Annotated in this window: 1 protein-coding gene; it reads left to right on the top strand. The window is 36.0% G+C overall.

From position 1 onward, the window contains the following. Positions 1-67 precede the first annotated feature (67 nt). Positions 68-1,420 (top strand): hypothetical protein, encoded by a 1,353-nt coding sequence (locus H5072_RS19360; RefSeq protein ID WP_002961512.1) that lies wholly within the window; start codon positions 68-70, stop codon positions 1,418-1,420. Positions 1,421-1,448 lie beyond the last annotated feature (28 nt).

Below are 1,448 nucleotides of genomic sequence, written 5' to 3'. Positions count from 1 at the left end.
AGCCTTTTTTATTGAACAAAATAAAGGAGACAAGTACACTAAAACGATATTTTAGAAGGAGAACTGATTGTTAAAACAAGATGAAAACTTATCTTTTGTCATTGAACCAGAACTAACTCCTCGTTCTGAACAGCGCATAGATCTGTATTTTTCTATCCCTAATGAAATGGGGATCAATCCGCAAACACTTACCGAAGAATCTTACTTTAATAACCACTTTAAATCACACCTAGCGTATAACGCTAACAATATACACTTGCCTTTAGTGCGAAGCCGTTTTGTTAGTAAAAACAAAGGTGAGCAACAAGATTACCGGCAAAATCTTAATTTATTTTGTTACCAAGTACGTTTAGCCCTTGATGCCGATATAAAAGACGCGTTAAAAATTGATGAGGCAGAAGATTTTTATAAACGTGCTAACGAGGTATATGAGCAAAGCGAAGGACTTTTAAAAAAGCTGCGTCGCTACACACCAGATGACGAAAAACTACTGCCATTTTTTACCAATGCTGATAACTATTTAAGTTGGCATGTTGAGCAATCTTTTTTAAAGCTTTTAGATGAAGGCCCACGTAGTAGCGATTATGCAAAAGAGCGTAACGATTTACTGCAGTTTTGTAAAAGCGAAAATACGTATCGAGCAGAGAAAAGCTACAACTCTGAAACAACCATGCAAGACGCAAATCGAATAACAAATAAAATGCGCTTGTTACAACGCTTAATTGAGCACGGCGTAATATTACAGCGTCAAACGCGGTTTCTTAACAGCTACCTTAAGCGATTAGTTAAAGGCACTGTTACAGCCGTTATCATGGCATTTGTGATGGTTGTAATACTCAATGCTCGCTCAACGTTTACTGAAGTCACCGCGACACTTATTTTAATTTTAGGTGTTATATACGGGCTACGTGAAATATTTAAAGAAGATATTACACGTATGATTTGGCGAGCCATTGTACAAGGGCGACCTAAGTGGCGATTTAGTTTTAAAAATAGTATTACCAAAGACAAAGTAGCGAGTCAGTTAATTTGGCTTGAATACATGCGCTTTAAAAAAATACCTAAAGAAGTGAAATCTATTTTTTCAAAACGTCGTCAACAAAATAAACAAGCTGCCCAGTGGTTACACTTTGCAAGTGAGACACGTGTTAGTGCGAAAGAATTTTTGCCCGGCTACGATACACTACAGCACACGCTACAATTTAATCTTGCACCATTTGCACGTTATTTAAAACGTGGTGAAGGGAAGCTATATCATTTAGACAGTAATAAAATTTCTAAGCAGGCTGTAGAAAGGCGTTATCAATTAAACATGGTACTTGTGCTAACTGAGGAAGATAAAATACTTTATCAACGCTATAAAATAACGTTAAATCGCAGTAAAATCGTTAATATTGAGCTTATCTACTCCAAAAAATGAGTTTAATTAATTTTAAAAGGGGCTGATA

It is taken from the genome of Pseudoalteromonas sp. SR45-5 (genome assembly GCF_014163565.1).
Taxonomy (GTDB): Bacteria; Pseudomonadota; Gammaproteobacteria; order Enterobacterales; family Alteromonadaceae; genus Pseudoalteromonas; species Pseudoalteromonas distincta.
This window is presented reverse-complemented; position numbering and strand designations above follow the sequence as displayed.